Origin of the sequence: Streptomyces sp. NPDC005811, from assembly GCF_040630405.1 — a bacterium.
Classification (GTDB): Bacteria; Actinomycetota; Actinomycetes; order Streptomycetales; family Streptomycetaceae; genus Streptomyces.
On record NZ_JBEXXK010000047.1, the window covers coordinates 1 to 17435 of the forward strand.

Below are 17435 nucleotides of genomic sequence, written 5' to 3' on the forward strand. Positions count from 1 at the left end.
CATTCCGAACCCGGAAGCTAAGCCTCACAGCGCCGATGGTACTGCAGGGGGGACCCTGTGGGAGAGTAGGACACCGCCGAACAATCATTCCGGGAAACCCCCGCACCGTATGGTGCGGGGGTTTTCTGCGTTTTAGGTACGGTGATCCGCATGAATGATTTCGTGGTGCGGGGTATACGGGCCGACGAGTGGCGACAGGCCAAGGCGTTGCGGCTGGAGGCGCTCCAGGATTCCGCTGCGGCTATCGCCTTTCTCGAGACCTACGAGGATGCCACGGCACGGCCGGACTCCTTCTGGCAGGAGCGGGCCCTGGGGGCCGGTGGAGAGGCCGGCGGGGTGCGGCAGTTCGTCGCCGAGGCGGCCGGTGGGGAGTGGATCGGGACCGTCACCGTGCTGGTGGAGGAGGCCGGGAGCGTCGACTGGGCCGGGCTGCCCGTCGAGCGGCGGCAGGGGCATGTGGTGGGCGTGTACGTGCGGCCCGAGTGGCGCGGGGGCGGGGTGACCCTGGCGTTGTTCGAGGCCGGAGTGGAGTGGGCCTGGGGGGTCGGAGTGGAGCGGGTGCGGCTGCTGGTGCACCAGGAGAACCTGCGGGCGCAGCGGGCCTATCGGAAGGCGGGGTTCGCGCCCAGCGGGATGACGGCACCCGTAGGGGAGGGATTCGGGGACTTCTCGGGGGAGGTCGAGATCGAGTTCGTGCGCGAGCGCGGGTAGAAATCCCTCAGACCGGCAGTTCGTGGTGGGGCCAGCGGGCCCTGGCCTGTTCGCGGGAGCGCAGGAGAGCCAGGGTGGGCAGGCCGCGGTCCGCGCCGGTTGCCAGGAGGTCCGGGAGTTGGGGGAGAGGTGCCACAGCCGCGATGTCGTCCAGGATCAGGGTCAGTGGTGGGTCGAGGCGACCGGAGGATGACCGTTCGGCCATGCGCCGGCCGCGCTCGACCACGCTGGAGACGAGGGCCGTGAGGAGAGGCATGGCGCCTGGGTTTGTCCTGGGGTCCTCGAGGGATTCGCCGACCACGTAAAGCGTTCCCCCTTCGTCCACGAAGGAATCCAAGGCGAGGGCATCACTTCGGTTGGGAGTGCATGCCTCGCGGATGTTGATCGTGGAGAGGGCGGAGAGCGCGCGGGAGGTGAGCTCCTGGGCGATGTCACGGCGCTCGGGGTGGGCGGTGAGGGCGGCCTCCAGTTCGCCGGCGGAGCCGGGGGCGGCCTTCGGGTTGGTGCGGAGGGTGCGGACCGCGTCCTGGATGCCGGTGCCCTGGGACCAGCGGTGGACATGGCGGATGGTGCGGCCGTCGATGGCGGCGGCGTGGAGGTAGCTGCGGAGGAGGGTTTCGGCGGTGTCGGAGACTGCTTGGTCGAGGCGGGCCGTGGGGCGTACGGGGGCGAGGAGGGCGGTGGCTCGGTGGGCCGCTGTCGCCTTGTCCTCGCAGCCGGCCGTGGGGGACCAGTGGAGGCGGGCGGGGGTGTCGCACAGGTGTGTGGGGTCGTAGAGGTGGACCGGGCCGAGTTTGGCCCGGGCGTCCTTGGTCTCCTGCCAGAGGGTGGGGTTGGACGTGAGGACGAGGGCTGCGGCCTCGGCGTCTCGGAGGGCCTGGGTGGCGGCGGTCTTGCGGGTGTCCGGTGGGGCGTAGCGGACCGCGCCCTCGGCGCGGGTGTTTTCCCACCCGCCCGCTCGTTCACCCGGCAACAGAGAAGCCGACGTCGAGGACGTCCCCGGAACCGGAGTATCAGGGAGTGGCTGCGTGCGAGGTGGCTCCGCCGCCGGAAGGGGTTCTGTGCGCGGTACTGGCACCTCGTGCTGCTGGACGACGTCGGCGGCCCGCCTCCGGGCTCGCACGGCCCGCCATCTGGCCACCGTCCCTATGACGAACACCGTGAGGACGAAGAGGATCATCAGCTGGCCGATGAAGAGGCCCCAGAAGAGGCCGTAGCCGGAGAGGGCGGTGGGGGTGGCGTCGGGCCAGGCGCCGGGGATGTCGTGGGGCTGGGCGATGAGATGGCGCATGGCCAGGGGGGTGCGGGCGAAGGTGACGCCGTCGGGCCAGGAGCCGCGGGTGAAGAGGGCGGCCAGGCCCGTGGCCGTCCAGACCAGGAGGGTCATGCCGAGGAGGAAGGCCAGCAGGCCCACCAGGAGGCCGTCGGGGATGCCGCCAGCCTGGCCGCCTTCGCGGCCGGGGGCGCGATCGTCACCGGGTCTCATGGCAACCCCCTGCCGCTAGGCCACCGTCGACTCGGACGAGTCGTCCAAGTCGGCCAGATGCTGTTCCATGAAGACCGCCGCCCGCCGTTCCTGTTCGAGTTCGGCGGCGTGCAGGGCGTCCTCGGAGGCGAGGTGGTCCGTGGAGGACTCCGTCATCGCCCGGTCGGTGAAGACGAGCGGGCGTTCCGTCTCCGTGACCAGGTGTTTGACCACCTGGACATTGCCGTTGACGTCCCAGACCGCGATACCGGGGGTGAGGGTGGGGATGATCTCCACCGCCCAGCGGGGGAGGCCCAGGACCCGACCGGTGGCCCTCGCCTCGTCCGCCTTCTGGGCGTAGATCGTCCTCGTCGAGGCCATCTTGAGGATCGCCGCCGCTTCCTTCGCGGCCGCGCCGTCCACGACGTCGGAGAGATGGTGGACCACGGCGACGAAGGACAGGCCGAGGCGGCGGCCGAACTTGAGCAGGCGCTGGAAGAGCTGGGCCACGAAGGGGCTGTTGATGATGTGCCAGGCCTCCTCGACGAGGAAGATGCGCTTCTTCCGGTCGGGGCGGATCCAGGTGTGTTCCAGCCAGACGCCGACGATCGCCATCAGGATCGGCATGGCGATGGAGTTGCGGTCGATGTGGGAGAGGTCGAAGACGATCAGGGGGGCGTCCAGGTCGATGCCCACCGTCGTCGGGCCGTCGAACATGCCGCGCAGGTCGCCGTCGACCAGGCGGTCCAGGACCAGGGCGACGTCCAGGCCCCAGGCGCGGACGTCGTCTATGGCGACGTTCATCGCCTCCGCCGATTCCGGTTCGGGGTGGCGGAGTTGTTCGACGATGTCGGTGAGGACCGGCTGGCGTTCGATGATCGTCTCGTTGACGTAGGCGTGGGCGACCTTGAGGGCGAAGCCGGAGCGTTCGTCCAGGCCGTGGCCCATCGCCACCTCGATGATCGTGCGGAGCAGGGCCAGCTGGCCCGTCGTCGTGATCGAGGGGTCCAGGGGGTTGAGCCGGATGCCGTCGTTCAGGGCGGCCGTCGGGTCCAGGCGGATGGGGGTTATGCCGAGGGCCTGGGCGATGAGGTTCCATTCGCCGACGCCGTCCTCGCCCTGGGCGTCCAGGACGACGACCTGGCGGTCGCGGAAGCGGAGCTGGCGCAGGACGTAGGTCTTCTCCAGCGCCGACTTGCCGTTGCCGGACTCGCCGAGGACCAGCCAGTGCGGGGCGGGGAGCTGCTGGCCGTACAGCTGGAAGGGGTCGTAGATGTAGCCCTTCCCGGAGTAGACCTCGCGGCCGATGATGACGCCGGAGTCGCCGAGGCCGGGGGCGGCCGTGGGGAGGTAGACCGCCTGGGCCTGGCCGGTGGAGGTGCGGACGGGCAGGCGGGTCGTCTCGACCTTGCCGAAGAGGAAGGACGTGAAGGCGTCGGTGAGGACGGACAGCGGGTCCCGCATGTGAAGCCCCTACCTTCGGATGCCGGTGGCGAACGGGAGTGTGTTCACGAACGCGCGGTGGTGCTCGCGGTCGCACCACTCCAGCTTCAGGTACGACTTGCCTGCGGACGCCCTTATCGTGCGCTTGTCGCGGGCCAGGGCCTCGGGGGTTCGGGAGGAGACGGTGATGTAGCCGACCAGGTTGACGCCGGCGGCGCCGGAGGCCAGGTCCTCGCCCCGTTGGTCGAGGCGGGAGTGGGCGGCGACGTCCCGGGGGTCGACGGTGCGGTTCATCTTGGCGGCGCGGCTGGCCTCGGCCTCGTCGTTCGTCTTCTCGGTGAGCATGCGTTCGATGGCGATCTCGGTGGGTTCGAGGTCCATCGTGACGGCGACGGTGCGGATGACGTCGGGGGTGTGGACCAGGAGCGGGGCCAGGAAGTTGACGCCCACGGGGGTCATCGGCCACTCCTTCACCCAGGCGGTGGCGTGGCACCAGGGGGCGCGGGTGGTCGATTCGCGGGTCTTGGCCTGGAGGAACGTGGGTTCCATGGCGTCCAGTTCGGCCGGCCAGGCGTTGCGCCGGGTCATCGCCTGGATGTGGTCGATGGGGTGGTCCGGGTCGTACATGGAGTGGACCAGGGAGGAGAGCCGGCCCTGGCCCAGGGGCTGGCGGACGCGGATGTCCGCCTCCTGGAGGCGGGAGCAGATGTCGGTCAGCTCGCGGGCCATGACGACGGCGAGGCCGGCGTCGCGGTCGAGCTTGCGGCCGGACTGTGGGCGGGCGGCGCGGGCCATGGCGTGCGCCTCGGCGGCCAGCTCGCGGGTGTAGTGCATACAGGCGACGAGGTAGGCGCGGTGCTGCTCGCTGCTGGTGGAGACCATGGACTGGAGCTGGTCGTAGGACTGGGCCAGCCAGCCCGGTGCCTTGTCGTCGCCGCGCTGGGTGACGTCCTTGGCGTGGGCGTCGGGGTCGGCGGGGAGGGTGCGGGCGAGCATCTGGAGGCGGGTGACGAAGCCGTCGCCGTTGGCCACGTGCTTGAGGAGGGTGCCGAAGCGGTCGACGAGGGCTTCCTGGTCCTCGCTGTCGCGCAGGCCGACGCCGGGGCCCTCGATCTCGATGGCGGCGGTGACGGTGCGGCGGTCCGCGTGCAGGAGTACGGCGATCTCGTCGGGGCCGAAGGGGGCGGCGAGCCAGCTGATGCGGCCGATGCCCGGGGGCGGGCCGACCTCGACCTCCTGGCCGTCGATGCGGGTGCCGGCCTCCATGGCGCCGGAGCGGTAGGTCGTGCCCTGGCGGAGGGTGCGCTTGTAGCTGCGGTTGATCTCGAACCACTTGTAGAACGTGCGGTGCTTGTACGGCACGTAGACCGCGGCGAGCGCGATCATCGGGAAGCCGGCGAGCAGCACGATGCGCAGGGGGAGGAGGGGGACGAGGAGTCCGCACATCATGCCGAGGAACGCGCCGATGACGATGAGCGCGATCTCGCCGGTTTCGCGGTTGCGGCCGACGATGGCGTTCGGCCGGGCGCGGCCGATCAGATATGTGCGGCGGGGCGAGACCACGTGGGACACGTGGGCCAGATGGGAATCCGTCGTCAACGCCCTTCACCTCCCGTGCGGTTGTTGCGGGTGTTGCCGGTGTGCGGGGTGTTCATCGCGCTGCTGGAGCGGGGTGCGGGTGCGGCGGAGGGGACAGATCCGCCGCCTCCGTTCGAGGGGCGCGAGCTGTGTGCGGCGACGCCGCCCGAGGCGGGGTTCGAGGGGCGGGGGCCGGAGGCGGACTGGCCGCCTCCGCCGTTGTTGTCGGCGCGGGTGCTGTGGGTCTTGATGCCCTGGGCGACGAGGGTCGCGGGGGAGCTGATGACGGCGGCGGCCTTGCCTTCGGCACCCTGCATGATGCGGTTGTTGCGGGAGTTCGAGATCTCGTCGCCGAAGCCGGGGACGAAGCGGTAGATCATCGCGCTGGCGAAGATGGCGAGCAGGATGATGGCGAGGCCGGAGACGACGGCGGAGAAGGAGTCGGGGCCGTCGTCGGAGGAGAGGGCGCCGGCGAGGCCGAGGACGATCACGATGACCGGTTTGACCAGGATGACGGCGATCATGATGCCGGCCCAGCGGCGGACGTGGCCCCACAGGTTCTTGTCGACGAGGCCGGCGTAGACGACGGTGCCGAGGAGGGCGCCGACGTAGAGGAGGGCGGCCCGGATGACGAGCTCCAGCCAGAGGACGCCGGCGGCGAGGATGGAGACGAGGGAGACGACGATCAGCATGATCGGGCCGCCGCCGATGTTCTCGCCCTTGGCGAGGGCGGCGGAGAAGGTGCCGAAGAAGGTGTCGGTCTGGTCGCCGGTGGTCTTCGCGAGGACCTCGGTGATGCCGTCCGTGGCCGAGACGACGGTGTAGAGGATCAGGGGGGTGAAGGCGGAGGCGAGGACGGTGAGCCAGAGGAAGCCGACGGCTTCGCCGATGGCGGTGGTGAGGGGGACGCCCCGGACGGCTCGCTTGGCGACGGCGAGGAGCCACAGGACGAGGGTGAGGACGGTGGAGGCGGCGAAGACGACGGCGTACTGCTGGAGGAACCTGGTGTTGGTGAAGTCGACGTTCGCGGTCTCCTTCACGGCTTCGCTGAGCTTGTCGACGGTCCAGGAGGCGGCGTCGGCACAGCCCTTGGCGAGGGAGGAGAGGGGGTCGAGGGTGTCGGAGACGCCGGGGTTGGTGGCGGTGCTGCCGGTGGAGTTGTTGCCGCGTTCGCAGTACTTCTTGGCCTCGCCGGAGATGAGGCTGCAGTCGAGGGAGCCGCTGGGTGAGGGGGACGCCGAGCCCGAAGGGGTGGGCGAGGGGTCGGGTGTGGGGGCCGCGAAGGCGCGGCCGGCCAGCAGGACGGCGCTCGTCTGAACGGCCGTCACGACTCCGGCGAGCCTGAGCAGGCGGTGCGGGTTACCGGGCATAAGTGAACCCTCCGTACTCCTCGATGGCCTTGCTGATCTCGTCGGAGGCGGCGGCCTGGTCGTCGCCGGGGACCGGCGCGGGGCCGTCCTTCTGGCTGTCGGTGCTGATCTTCCAGTCGCCGTCGGTCCAGGTCAGGTCGAAGGTCCAGGTCTTCCAGGACGAGGTGACGGGGTCGGTCGAGTCCGTGCCGGACATGCCGATGAGGCCCAGGTACCAGACGGCGACCTGGGTGGTGGTGTCCGAGTAGTTCGCGACGGTCGTGCCGACGGGGACCACGCGGGAGACGAAGGTGTTGCCCTTGGGGGCGTTGCCGTCCGCGTCGAGGCCCATCTTGGCGAGGAAGTCCGTCGAGTAGGCCTGGTCCATGGCGCTCTGCAGTTTGGCTGCGGCGTCCTTGGTGTAGACGGTGTCGACGAGGGTGTGTCTGCTGTCCTTCCGGAACATGCCGGTCGAGCCCAGGGCCACGGCGTAGTTGGCGCCGGCGGACTGGGCACCCTGCTCGGTGTGCGCGAAGCCCGAGGGGATGCCGCCCGTCTTCGTGTCCACCGGCCTCGTCCCGCTGGCTGCCGTTGATGTTGTCTTCGGCTTGTTGGTGTCGGGGGTGGCTTCCGAGGTGGTGGAGTCGTTGCCGCCCCGGTTCGCGAAGGCGATGGCCGCGATGAGGAGGACGACGACGCCGACCACGGTGACCAGGCTGCGGGAGGAGGAGCGGGCGGGGCGGCGGGCGCCGCCGTAGGGGTCGGCCTCGGGCAGGCGGACGCGGGTGCCCGTGGGCTCGCCGTAGTCGTGTTCGTCGCCGGGAGTCATGCCGCGTTCGCCCCCTCGTTGCCGTACTGAAAAGCGTAGAAGTACGACGGTAGCCGTGCTGGTTCCCGCGCGGGCGCGGTGTGGTGACTCGACATCAGGGAAACGCAACCTCAGCCGGTGGGCACGACGGGTGGGTGGGGGAGGAGGGGCGCCGGCGGGCGGCTATACGGCCATGCCGTACACGATCGTGAACAGTGTGCCGAGGGAGCCGATGATGAAGACGCCCGTGAGTCCGGCGATGATGAGGCCCTTGCCCTGTTCCGCACTGAAGGTGTCCCGCAGGGCCGTGGCGCCGATGCGCTGTTTGGCCGCACCCCAGACGGCGATGCCGAGGCAGAGGAGGATGGCCACCGCCATCACGACCTCGATCATCACCTTCGCCTCGTTGCCCAGGCTGCCGAAGGGCCCCCAGTCCGGAGCGATTCCGCCGATGATGGTGTTGATGTCGCCCTTGTCGGCCGCGAACAGCATGTAAGTCACCGCCCCTGGTGGGTAGTTCCGCCTGCCCTCTGCGGAGTGCAGAGGTCAGGCCTCATTGTCGCCGACGATGCCGCCGTCGTATGTCGACTTGGCGTCATTGACGGGTGGGATTCGTATGAATGGTTGGTACGGTCACTCTGTGTATCACGGCAGGTCACGCCGGGCAATGAGGCCGGAACGGAACCTGGGTGTGGTTCTGTCGTTGACCCACTTCACGGCCCCGTGCCGTTTCTGACGGCTGGTCGGGTGAGTGCACGTTTCGATGGTCTCATGCCCGGCTGGAACGCACGGCGAACGGGCCGCGGCTGGATGCCGCGGCCCGTTCGCCCTTGCCGCTGTGGCCCCCACGGTCCACTGCGGTCGTTCTGCGGGGTGGTGAGGGGATGTCAGCCGGTGAAGGCGTCGATGCCCTCCGGGGTGCCCACGCCGGTGGGTCCGTCGTAGCCCGACTTGGCGGTGCACAGGTAGCTCGCGCTGGAGGAGCAGGTGCCGTTGCTGCCGCTGGTGACGTCGTTCAGGGACGAGGTGCCGAGGGAGGCGTAGGGGTACGAGGCCGGGTAGTCGCTGCTGCCGGGGGTGCCGGCGAGGGCGTAGACCGCGGCGATGATGGGCGCGGAGGCGCTGGTGCCGCCGAAGGTGTACCAGCCGGCGGTGACGCCGTAGGAGTCGTAGACCGAGACGCCGGTGGCGGGGTCGGCGACCGCGGAGACGTCGGAGATGGTGCGCTTGGAGCAGCCGGTGTCGGTCTGCCAGCTGGGCTTGGCGTCGTAGGAGGAGCAGCCGGAGCCGGTGCCCTCGGTGGAGCTGGTGTTCCAGACCTTCTCGGTCCAGCCGCGGGTGGTGGAGGACGAGGAGGAGAGGGCGGTGCCGCCCACCGACGTCACGTACTTGGACGCGGCCGGGTATTCGGCGCCGTAGCCCTCGTCGCCGGCGCTGACGGTGATGGCGACGCCCGCGTGGTTGAAGTACGAGGAGTCGTAGGAGGTGTCCGAGGAGGACTCGGAGCCGCCGTAGCTGTTGGAGACGTACTTCGCGCCGAGGGTGACGGCCCGGTTCACCGCGGTGCCGAGGTTGGCCATGGTGGCGGACTTGGCCTCGACGAGGAGGATGCTGCAGTTCGGGCAGACCGCGCTGGCCATGTCGAGGTCGAGGGACTCCTCCTCGGCCCAGCCGCTGTCGGCGGAGGGGAGCGAGGTGGTGGAGCCGGTCTGGCTGACCTTCTTGAAGCAGCCGTTGGCGGTGGTGCAGGCGGAGAGGCCGTAGTAGCTGCGGTACTTCGCGAGGTCGGCCTCGGCGTTCGGGTCGTCGTAGGCGTCGACGATCGCGATGGTCTCGCCGGAGCCGTTGTCGGCGGCGGCGTCCGTGAGGCCGTAGGCGTCCTGGAGGTCGGAGGGGCCGTAGCCGGTGGGGGTGGCGGCCGCGGCCTTGGGGGTGACCTGTGCGGTGTCGCCGGTCCGCCGGGCCTGTGCCTTCTGGAAGGCGGTGGTGCCGCCGGTGACGCGGAAGGAGTCGCAGGCGACTTCGCCGGTGTGCTTGGGGGTGGCGCAGGGGGTGGCCGCCCAGGTGACCTTCGCGGGCGTGGCGGTGGGGGCGGTGGGGGCCGCGTTCGCGTGGGCCGCGGTGCCGAGACCGGCGAGTACGAGGGCCGCGGTGCCGAGGAGGGAGGCGCCGGCGCGGCGCCATCTGCCGGGGGCGGCAGGGGGGTTGGGGGAAGTCGTCGTACGCAACGGACAGCTCCTGATGGTGGGTGACAGGGGCGGTGCGGGTGGGGGGTGATGCGTTGCCGCCGGTACGTGGTCCCCGGCGGCGGGCGGCGGCCCGCGACGACTGTGCGCTTGTTGAGTACGCGACAACAAGGAGGGTTGCGGAGTTCTGACTTCCGCCTTACTGAAGGGGGTTGGGGGATTGCCCGCCGATGGTGGGCGGATGGGCGGCGGGTGGCCGGTCCTTGACCCTGCTCACAGACGGGCCACAGGGGTGCGGGGCCGGGCGGTCAGTGGCGGATCAGGCCGTGCAGGGTGTGGTGGACCAGATCGGCGACGCCCGCGAGGACGGCCTCGGGGGTGAGCATCTCGTTCGCCGCGAACGAGGCGTACCCGTGCAGGGTGGAGCCCAGGAACAGGGTCAGCCGGGCCGGTTCGCCCTCGACGATCTCGCCGCGCCGCTGCCCGTCGGCGATCAGCCGCTCCAGCGCGCCGACCGTGCGGTCGATCGCGGCGGCCATCCGGTGTGCGACGTCCGGGGTGGCGGGGGCGTGCTTGCGGGCGTACATCAGCTCCAGCAGCGCGGCGTTGTCGAGGGCGAAGCCCAGGTAGGCGCGGGCGAGCGTGGTGAGCCGGGGTTCCAGGGGGAGCGCCGGGTCGTCGGCGGACTCCAGGGCCTCGGCCAGGCGGTCGAAGCCGGTGAGCGCGAGGGCGTCGAGCAGGGACTGCTTGTCCTTGAAGTGCCGGCCGGGCGCGGCATGGCTCACGCCGATCTCGCGGGCCAGTTCGCGCAGGGAGAGGGCGGTGGGGCCCTTGACGCGCAGGGTGCGTTCGGCGGTGGCGAGGAGGGCGGAGCGGAGGTCGCCGTGGTGGTAGGGGCGGCTCTCGGTGGGCGACGACGGCATGCTGACCATCGTATCCCGGTGTTGACGGTGTCAGCATTGTTGTCGCCGTCATCTTTGGTGGCACCGCGCATCGCTCTCATTGTTGTCATTGACAGCATTGTTGGCGGCGCCTACATTTGCGGTATGGCAGCTGAGAAGAAGGCATGGAGTTCCGCGGACCTCCCCGACCTCACCGGTCGCACGGTGATCGTCACGGGCGCCAACAGCGGCATCGGATTCACCGCGACCGAGGCGCTGGCGCGGGCGGGGGCGCATGTCGTCCTCGCGGTACGGGACCTTGAGCGCGGGCGGGCCGCCGCCGCGCGGGTGGGCGGCAGCACCGAGGTCCGGCGGCTCGACCTCGCCGATCTGTCGTCCGTGCGGGAGTTCGCGGCGGACTGGGCCGGGGCCCCGCTGCACACGCTGATCAACAACGCCGGCGTGATGATGGTGCCCCGCGAGGCGACCGTGGACGGCTTCGAGCGGCAGTTCGGCACGAACCACCTGGGCCACTTCGCCCTGACCAACCTGCTGCTGCCGGCCGTCACCGACCGGGTGGTCACCGTCTCCTCGGGCGCGCACCGGTGGGGCCGAGCGGTGATCGACCTCGACGACCCGAACCTCACGGCCGGCTACACCCCGCAGCGCGCCTATGCCCGGTCCAAGCTGGCGAACCTGTTGTTCACGCTGGAGCTCCAGCGCCGGCTCGCCGCGTCCGGCTCGTCCGTACGGGCCCTGGCCGCGCACCCCGGATACTCCGCGACCAACCTCCAGAGCCACGCGGCCAGTCCGCTCGCCCGGGTCTTCATGCGCGTGGGCAACGTCCTGTTCGCCCAGGACGACCGCGCGGGCGCGCTGCCCACCCTGTACGCCGCCACCCAGGACCTGCCCGGCGCGAGCTATGTCGGGCCGGACGGGATGGGCGAGATGCGCGGGGCGCCCACGCTGGTGGGACGCTCGGCGGCGGCGAGCGACGCGGAGGCGGCGCGCCGGCTGTGGACGCTGTCGGAGGAGCTGACCGGGGTGCGGTCGGGGATCGGGGTGGCGTGAGCGCCGAAGGCCGGGCCGGGCTGCGGGCGGGCCGGGAGGCTGGGCTCAGCGGGGGCCGAGGGTCCACACCGAGAGGGTGCGGTGGTCCTCGCCGTACGTGTACCAGTGGCCGGGGCCCAGGGCGGCCGGGGAGCTGGTGACCGGGCCCGGGTAGACGAGCGGCTCGGGCCGGGACGCGTCCCGGGTCACCAGCCAGTGCCGGCCCTCGCCCCACTCCTCGTCCTGCCACACGGTCCCGGCGACCACCGTCGTGTCGTCGACGAAACCGCCGGCCCAGTCCCAGGCGGGCCACACCTCGTCGTTCTCCGGATCGGAGCCCGGGTGCCGGGGCACGCACTCCTCCACGTTCCACTCCGCGACCTGCGTCCCGGTCGACGTGTCGTGCAGCGCGAGCCGGTCCTGGTCGTGCGAGACGGTCATGAAGTGCGCGCCGGACGGGCTCACGTCCAGCAGGGCCAGGTCCAGCCCCTCGAAGTACTCCACCGCCAGCCGCTCACCGTCCCAGCGGCCCCAGCGCATCGGCGCGCCGTCCTGGCCCTCGCCGATGCTCAGGCCCATCTGCCGCGGGTCCGGGTGCGGGAGGTGGTCGCTGCCCGCGGCGGCCGCCTGTGCGTCGACCCGGGCCAGCACGCGGCCGTCCCCGGGGGTGAGCAGCAGCCACTCGTCCACAGACTGTGCGTCCGGCTCGCCGCCCTCGGCCAGCGGGCCGCGGATGTGGGCCCACAGCAGCGAGCCGTCCACGGAGAAGCCGGCGGAACCGCCCTCGGGGTACGTGTGCCGTCCGTCGGTCGCGTACTCCTCGAACGAGCCGTGCGTCTCGGGGCAGCCCCAGCAGCCGTGCCGTATCTCCCACAGCGTGGCCCCGCCCGCGTCCACCGCGCGCAGGGCGTGCGTGCCCGCGAAGACGACGACGTCGGCGTCGGGGGAGACGGCGCAGGTGCCGAAGCGCACGGTCCACGGGGCCGGGAACCGTATCCGCTCCACCGGCCGGAACGCGTCGTCCAGCGGCTGTACGACCACCTCGCGGTCGTCGCGCTGCACGAGCGCCGTACGCCCGTCGCGCAGCCGGCACACCGTCGCGGGGGCGGCGTCGGGGTCGGGGAGCGGCGCGTCGAGCGTGGCGACGAGTCGGGCGGTCCTGGTCATGTCCCGAACCGTACGGCACCCCACCGACAACGCCCCGCCCGCTCATCCGCCGAGCTCGACACCCTCCACGAAGTGGTCGAACTCCCCTGCCTGGACGCCCAGGACGAACGCGTCCCACTTGCGGCGGTTGGTGGTGACCACGTTGTCCGGGGCGCTGGTCTCCCGGAGGTAGACGGGGGCCTCGCCGTCGTCGTTCCCGTCGCCCTCGCCGAAGGCGATCTCGATCCAGGGGCCGGGCCCGGTCGCCTCCGGCGGGGCGGCGCGGACCCAGGTGAGGCCGGCGGGGATGTCGGGGGATGCGGTCATGGGGGTCCTTCCCTCTGGTCGTGAGTCGCCGGTGGCCCGTCACCCGTACGGACCAGTGAAAGCTCCATTGTCTGACGCTTCTCTCACCTTTGTGGGACACAGTGGGTCCGGTGAAGCCGGTGAAGCGAAACGCTCTGCTCGGTGCGGTCGGGCTGCTCGCCGTGGCCGCCACCTCCGCCTCCGAGGCGGCGGCCGACGGGGGGCCGGGCCCCCTGGGGGTGACCACCGTCGCCGCGGCGACGGCCGATTCGGCGCGCGTGGGCGCGCTGTTCGACGCGGCGGACGCCGGCCATCCGGCCGGCGCCCACTTCTGTACGGCCTCCGTGGTCCACTCCCCCCACCGCGACCTCCTCGTCTCGGCCGCGCACTGCCTCGGCGGGCAGGGCGACCTCGTCTTCGTCCCGGGATACCGGGACGGCAGGGCGCCGTACGGTACCTGGAAGGTCGCCCGTGTCTTCCTGCCCGACGGGTGGGCGAAGGGCCAGGACGAGGACAGCGACGTCGCCTTCGCGACCCTGCGCGCCGACGGCGGCAAGGAGATCGAGGACGTCGTCGGGGCCAACCGGTTCGCGACCCGTACGGCCACCGGCGCCACCGCCGTGACCGTCACCGGCTACCCGGACTCCCGCGAGACCCCCGTCCGCTGCGTCAACCGCCCCACCGCCCACAGCTCCACCCAGCAGCGCATCGACTGCCCCGACTTCACGGGCGGCACCAGCGGCAGCCCCTGGGTCAACGGCGACGACCAGGTCGTGGGCATCCTCGGCGGCCACGAACAGGGCGGGGCGACGGCGGACATCTCCTACAGCGTGGTGCTGGGCGCGGAGGCCGCCGAACTGTACGAGGACGCGGCCTCCGATCCGTAAACCTCCCGGGGCCCGCAGAACCCGCAGAAACCACCCCGTACATGATCACCACGAAGGGCGGGGGCGCCTCTACACTGGCCGGGGCGGACTCCCGGGCGGCGAGGGGCGGTTGACGGTGCGTAAGGCATGGATCGTGGCGACCGCTGCAGTCGGTGCCGGTGCCGCCTTCATGATGGTGCTCGTCATCGGCGTGTACATCGTCGCCGGGAACATGGTGAACGGCGTGGGCGGCAGCACCAAGTCGCTCGCCAAGGGCGCCGTGCCGGCCGCCTACAGCGCGATCGTGCAGAAGTGGGGCAATCTCTGCTCCGCCATCAATCCCGCGCTGCTCGCCGCGCAGTTGTACCAGGAGAGCGGGTTCAACCCGCGCGCGCAAAGCGCCGCCGCCGCGCAGGGGATAGCGCAATTCATCCCGGGAACGTGGGCCACGCACGGCATCGACGGTGACGGGGACGGCGATCGCGACGTCTGGGACCCGAATGACGCGATTCCATCGGCCGCCTCGTACGACTGCCAGCTCGCCTCGTACGTGAAGGACGTCCCCGGGGACGTCACGAAGAACATGCTCGCCGCCTACAACGCGGGGGCGTACGCGGTCATCAAGTACGGCGGTGTGCCGCCGTACAGCGAGACCCGGAACTACGTGAAGACGATCACGACACTCGAGGAGTCGTTCGCCGCGCCCGTCTCCCGGGTCGATCCGTCCGAGCAGGCCGCCGGGGCCATCTACTTCGCTCAGAAGAAGCTCGGCACACCCTATCTGTGGGGTGGCAACGGGACGGCTGACCAGGGCGGACGGTTCGACTGTTCCGGGCTGACCAAGGCCGCCTACGAGAGTGTCGGGATCACCCTGCCCCGGGTCGCCAACGACCAGTACAACGCCGGGCCGCACCCCAAGCGCAGTGAACTGCTGCCGGGGGACCTGGTGTTCTTCTCGACCGATCTCGGGAACTCCCGGGCCATCCACCACGTCGGTATCTACGTGGGCGGCGGGTACATGATCGACGCGCCTTACACGGGGGCCGTGATCCGGTTTGATCCCATCGACACGGCTGAGTACTTTGGTGCCACCCGGGTCACCGAAGATGGCGCGAAAGCGCTCCCGACGAGCGTCTGAGACAGTCCGGGAAAATCCCCCTGAGCTGCGGCTTTGCATCTCTCTTCGATAACGTCTGAGTGATCATTCAGTGGAGAGTGGAACGTATCAACCGGGGCCGTGCGTTCCTGTTGAGGCGTGCGCATGAGAGATGCGCTGGGCAGAACATGACGAAGGGGCCGCAGCACCATGGCTGGACTCGCCGATTCCGGGTCGAACCCCGACGTCGACCTGCTCTACGACATCAACGGTCTCGCCAAGGACGCCCCCCACTGGTTCGACCGGATCGTCGAGTTCGTGGGGGAGTACGGGCTGCTCCTCGCCATGGTCCTGCTGATCCTGTGGTGCTGGGCCGACGGGCGGCGCACGGTGCGGTCGGCCGAGGAGGCCTCGGCCTCGGTGGCCGCGCTCGTGTGGGCGCCGCTGGCGGCCGCGGTCGCCGTGCTGGTGAACGTGCCCATACGGGGATTCGTGGAGAGGCCCCGGCCGTTCCTCGATCACCAGGGGCTCGAGGTCCTCGTCTCCGGGAAGACCGACTACTCGTTCGTGAGTGATCACGCGACGCTGACCATGGCCATGGCCGTCGGACTGTTCGTCGCCCACCGGAAGTTCGGGCTCTACGGGATAGCGATCGCGCTGCTCGAAGGGTTCTGCCGGGTCTACATGGGCGTGCACTACCCGACCGACGTGGTGGGCGGGTTCGCGCTCGGCACCGCCGTCGCGCTGCTGCTGTCGCCGCTCGCCTCACTGGCCCTCACCCCGCTGCTGAAGGCCGTCGAGCGCTCGCCCCGGGTGGGGTGGATCGTGCGGAGCAGGGCGGCGCGGGAGCGGGCCCGGGACGCGTTCATCCCGGGAGCCCGCTCCGGGGCGGCCGCCGAGGAGCGGGATCTCGCCGCCTGAGAGGCCGTACGGGGATCAGAGGGCCTGCGGGTAGGTGAAGAAGCCCGTCGGGTCGTACTGCTTCTTCAGCTGGGTCAGCCGCGGCAGCGCGTCGCCGTAGTAGGCCTTGCGCCAGTTGGTGAGGGTCGGGTCGGCGTAGTTCTGGTAGGCGGCGCCCGAGGCGTACGGCCCCATCGCCTTGTGGGCCGTGTTCAGCCAGGACTGGGCCGTCGAACCCGTCGTACCAGCCCGCCAGGACACGATGTACTGGGCCAGCATGCGTGAGCGGCGGTGCACGAAGGCCGTGGCCGTGGGGGAGACCCGGTTGATCGCGCCGCCGAGGGCGGTGAGGGCAATGCTGCCGGCGCCGCCCTGGACCGAGGTGATCTGCTTCAGCAGGGTCTGGACGCCCGCCGACGACAGGGAGCGGTCGAAGAAGTCGCTGCGGGCCGTGTACGTCTCCCGGCCGAGCTTGCCCTGCGGAGAGCGCCCGGGGGTGGAGCCGGGCAGGTGGCACTGGGCGTCGGCGCTGAACGAGGAGCAGCCCGCGTAGGCCTCCATGGCCTCCTCGTAGCCCTTGCGGCGCAGGGACACCGAGGACGCGGGGGCGCCCACCCGGTCGGCCAGACGGTCGACCGCGTTCTGGAGCTGGCCGTAGGTGCCGATGCAGAAGGCGGCGACGGCGACCCGGGGCGTGCCGCCCGCCGAGTTCTCCAGGTGCAGGGAGGACCAGATCTCGTCCGGCTGGGACGGGCCCCACTCCTGCCAGGCCTTCACCACCGCGGCCGCCTTCGACCAGGGCCAGGTGAGATAGCCGGTCACGGCCTGCGGGGCGGCGTGCGTCTTGAAGCGCAGTTCCGTGACGACGCCGAAGTTGCCGTTGCCCGCTCCGCGCAGGGCCCAGAAGAGGTCCTTGTTCTGCGTGGCGCTGGTGACCAGCTGCTTGCCGTCGGCCGTGATGATCGTGGCCTGGGTGAGGCTGTCGCAGGTCAGGCCGTAGGCGCGGGAGACCACGCCGTGGCCGCCGCCGAGGACCAGGCCGGAGACGCCGACGGTCGGGCAGGAGCCTGCCGGGATCGTGACGCCCTTCGCGGCGAGGGCGCGGTAGACGTCGATCAGCTTGGCGCCCGCGCCGACGACGGCCGAGCTGCCGCTCGCGCGGACCGTCCGCAGCTTCGAGACGTCGACGATGAGCCGTCCGTCGCCGGAGGACCAGCCGCCGTAGGAGTGGCCGCCGTTGCGGATCGCGACCTTGGTGCGGTGGGCGCGGGCGTAGGAGAGGACGGTGCGGATGTCGTCGGCGTGGGCGACGTACGCCACCGCCGCCGGCTTCAGGTTGTCGAAGCGGGTGTTGTAGAGCTGGCGGGCCGTCGTCCAGGAGGCGTCGCCGGGGCGGACCAGGGTGCCGTCCAGGTCGCGGGCGAGCGCCGCCCAGTTGGCGGGGCCGGCGCCGGCGGTGGTGGTGAGGGAGGTGAGGCCGGTGGCGCTCTCCCCGGCGGAGGCGCTCGCTCCGCCGCCCTTCGTGGTGCTGCACGCCGCCGTCGTGACCGCTGCGACCGCGGCCGTTCCGCCTGCGATGAACGTACGCCGTTCCATGTTCTGTGCCTTCCGTCCGCCCGTCGGCATCCTGCGGCCTGTCGGCTTCAGTGT

16 protein-coding genes and 1 rRNA gene are annotated in these 17435 nt (G+C 71.0%); 6 read left to right on the plus strand and 11 right to left on the minus strand.

Features of this window, described 5'->3' with window-relative positions; all coding sequences use genetic code 11:
* Together rrf and ABZ490_RS37905 are read left to right on the plus strand one after the other, a co-directional pair.
* Positions 1-82 (plus strand): 5S ribosomal RNA (gene rrf, locus ABZ490_RS37900); the annotation flags it as partial.
* Between the two features lie 68 nt (positions 83-150).
* Complete coding sequence (locus tag ABZ490_RS37905; protein ID WP_359001066.1) at positions 151-711, plus strand: GNAT family N-acetyltransferase; 561 nt, start codon at positions 151-153, stop codon at positions 709-711.
* A 7-nt stretch (positions 712-718) separates the two neighbouring features.
* Here ABZ490_RS37905 and ABZ490_RS37910 read toward each other — a convergent pair whose 3' ends face one another.
* The 8 genes from ABZ490_RS37910 to ABZ490_RS37945 form a co-directional block, all read right to left on the minus strand.
* On the minus strand, positions 719-2197 hold the full coding sequence (locus tag ABZ490_RS37910; RefSeq protein WP_359001068.1) for a type VI secretion protein: 1479 nt from the start codon (positions 2195-2197) through the stop codon (positions 719-721).
* 15 nt (positions 2198-2212) lie between these two features.
* Positions 2213-3640, minus strand: a complete 1428-nt coding sequence (locus tag ABZ490_RS37915; RefSeq protein WP_359001071.1) for an ATP-binding protein — start codon at positions 3638-3640, stop codon at positions 2213-2215.
* A 9-nt stretch (positions 3641-3649) separates the two neighbouring features.
* The gene (locus tag ABZ490_RS37920) at positions 3650-5218 is read right to left on the minus strand and encodes an SCO6880 family protein (RefSeq protein ID WP_359001074.1); all 1569 of its coding nucleotides are present in this window, start codon (positions 5216-5218) and stop codon (positions 3650-3652) included.
* A complete protein-coding gene (locus ABZ490_RS37925; RefSeq protein ID WP_359001076.1) occupies positions 5215-6567 on the minus strand; it encodes a hypothetical protein in 1353 nt (450 codons plus the stop codon). The genes ABZ490_RS37920 and ABZ490_RS37925 overlap by 4 nt, the downstream gene beginning before the upstream one ends.
* Complete coding sequence (locus ABZ490_RS37930; protein WP_359001079.1) at positions 6557-7375, minus strand: hypothetical protein; 819 nt, start codon at positions 7373-7375, stop codon at positions 6557-6559. The genes ABZ490_RS37925 and ABZ490_RS37930 overlap by 11 nt, the downstream gene beginning before the upstream one ends.
* A gap of 162 nt (positions 7376-7537) precedes the next feature.
* A complete protein-coding gene (locus ABZ490_RS37935) occupies positions 7538-7846 on the minus strand; it encodes a hypothetical protein (RefSeq protein WP_014673544.1) in 309 nt (102 codons plus the stop codon).
* A gap of 395 nt (positions 7847-8241) precedes the next feature.
* Positions 8242-9582 carry a S53 family peptidase gene (locus tag ABZ490_RS37940; RefSeq protein ID WP_359001082.1) on the minus strand — a complete coding sequence of 447 codons (1341 nt, stop codon included), beginning with the start codon at positions 9580-9582 and terminating at the stop codon, positions 8242-8244.
* Between the two features lie 266 nt (positions 9583-9848).
* Positions 9849-10472, minus strand: coding sequence for a TetR/AcrR family transcriptional regulator (locus ABZ490_RS37945; protein WP_359001085.1), 624 nt, complete (start codon positions 10470-10472; stop codon positions 9849-9851).
* 114 nt (positions 10473-10586) lie between these two features.
* Between ABZ490_RS37945 and ABZ490_RS37950 the strand changes: the two genes are divergently transcribed.
* Positions 10587-11492, plus strand: coding sequence for an oxidoreductase (locus tag ABZ490_RS37950; RefSeq protein WP_359001088.1), 906 nt, complete (start codon positions 10587-10589; stop codon positions 11490-11492).
* A 45-nt stretch (positions 11493-11537) separates the two neighbouring features.
* Here ABZ490_RS37950 and ABZ490_RS37955 read toward each other — a convergent pair whose 3' ends face one another.
* Complete coding sequence (locus ABZ490_RS37955) at positions 11538-12638, minus strand: hypothetical protein (protein WP_359001091.1); 1101 nt, start codon at positions 12636-12638, stop codon at positions 11538-11540.
* A 42-nt stretch (positions 12639-12680) separates the two neighbouring features.
* Complete coding sequence (locus tag ABZ490_RS37960; RefSeq protein WP_359001094.1) at positions 12681-12944, minus strand: DUF397 domain-containing protein; 264 nt, start codon at positions 12942-12944, stop codon at positions 12681-12683.
* A gap of 119 nt (positions 12945-13063) precedes the next feature.
* Here ABZ490_RS37960 and ABZ490_RS37965 point away from each other — a divergent pair, with 119 nt between their 5' ends.
* From ABZ490_RS37965 to ABZ490_RS37975, 3 genes are all read left to right on the plus strand, one after another.
* Positions 13064-13810, plus strand: coding sequence for a trypsin-like peptidase domain-containing protein (locus tag ABZ490_RS37965; protein ID WP_359001097.1), 747 nt, complete (start codon positions 13064-13066; stop codon positions 13808-13810).
* Positions 13811-13919: 109 nt separating this feature from the next.
* Positions 13920-14927, plus strand: coding sequence for an NlpC/P60 family protein (locus tag ABZ490_RS37970; RefSeq protein WP_359001100.1), 1008 nt, complete (start codon positions 13920-13922; stop codon positions 14925-14927).
* Positions 14928-15095: 168 nt separating this feature from the next.
* Complete coding sequence (locus ABZ490_RS37975; RefSeq protein WP_359001103.1) at positions 15096-15806, plus strand: phosphatase PAP2 family protein; 711 nt, start codon at positions 15096-15098, stop codon at positions 15804-15806.
* Between the two features lie 15 nt (positions 15807-15821).
* Here ABZ490_RS37975 and ABZ490_RS37980 read toward each other — a convergent pair whose 3' ends face one another.
* Entirely contained in the window at positions 15822-17381 is a 1560-nt protein-coding gene (locus tag ABZ490_RS37980; protein WP_359001105.1) for an FAD-binding oxidoreductase, read from the minus strand.
* Between the last annotated feature and the right edge of the window lie 54 nt (positions 17382-17435).